Origin of the sequence: Streptomyces sp. PA03-1a, assembly GCF_033792805.1 — a bacterium.
Lineage (GTDB): Bacteria > Actinomycetota > Actinomycetes > Streptomycetales > Streptomycetaceae > Actinacidiphila.
The window spans coordinates 1-1,119 of record NZ_JARAVO010000284.1 but is presented as its reverse complement, the minus strand read 5'-3'; the positions used below and the strand labels follow the sequence as shown (position 1 = coordinate 1,119).

2 rRNA genes are annotated in these 1,119 nt (G+C 67.5%); both read right to left on the bottom strand.

Annotated elements, in window-relative coordinates:
- Positions 1 to 796: 796 nt before the first annotated feature.
- Positions 797 to 913 (bottom strand): 5S ribosomal RNA (rrf, locus tag PV341_RS39580).
- 105 nt (positions 914 to 1,018) lie between these two features.
- A 23S ribosomal RNA gene (locus PV341_RS39575) occupies positions 1,019 to 1,119 on the bottom strand; the annotation flags it as partial.

Below are 1,119 nucleotides of genomic sequence, written 5' to 3'. Positions count from 1 at the left end.
ATCTAGCGCGGCCGGTCATCGCGACGGAACCCACCACGGTCATCCCGCCGGTCGTCACGGGGACGATCCTCACGGGGACGGTCGTAGCGCGGCCGGTCATCGCGACGGAACCCACCACGGTCATCCCGCCGGTCGTTCACGCGGCCTGTCCTCACGGGGACGGTCATAACGCGGCCGGTCGTCACGACGGAACCCACCACGGTCATCCCGCGGCCGGTCCACACGAGGCCGGTCCTCACGGGGACGGTCATCACGACGGAAGCCACCGCGGTCGTCGCGACGGGGCCCACCACGGTCGTCACGGGGCCGGTCCACACGAGGCCTGTCCTCACGGGGACGGTCATAGCGCGGCCGGTCGTCACGGGGACGATCCTCACGGGGACGGTCGTACCGCGGGCGATCGTCGCGACGGGGCCCACCGCGGTCATCGCGCCGGTCATCACGCGGCCGGTCGTCGCGACGGGGCCCACCGCGGTCGTCACGCCGGTCATCACGACCCCGGTCCTCGGACCGCCCACGCGGCCGGTCGTCGCGGCGGTAACCGCCGCCGGCCCGGTCGCCTTCGCGCCGGGGGCCGCCGCTGCGGTATCCACCCCGGTCGCCGCCCTGGCGCGGAGCGCGCCGCTCAGGCCGATCAGGCCGTTCCTCGGGCGAGTTGGACATCGACGTGACTCCTGTCGTTTGTGCTGCCGTAGTGCCAGTCTCTCGTACCAGTTCGCGAACTGGGCACCACGCTAAAAAACAAAAGGACCCCCGGTCCCAGCGCTTTGGCCAGGACCGAGGGTCCACAAAGATTGTTCGGCGGCGTCCTACTCTCCCACAGGGTCCCCCCTGCAGTACCATCGGCGCTGAAAGGCTTAGCTTCCGGGTTCGAAATGTAACCGGGCGTTTCCCTAACGCTATGACCACCGAAACACCATCGGGTGTTAGGCGAACAAGCACACTTTTCAGTTAAGTGACTGGTTCAACCGGTGCGACCGTTCGCAACCCGGGAACCAAACAGTGGACGCGAGCATCTGAGGACAAGCCCTCGGCTTATTAGTACCGGTCAGCTCCACCCATTACTGGGCTTCCACATCCGGCCTATCAACCCAGTCGTCTACTGGGAGCCTTAACCCC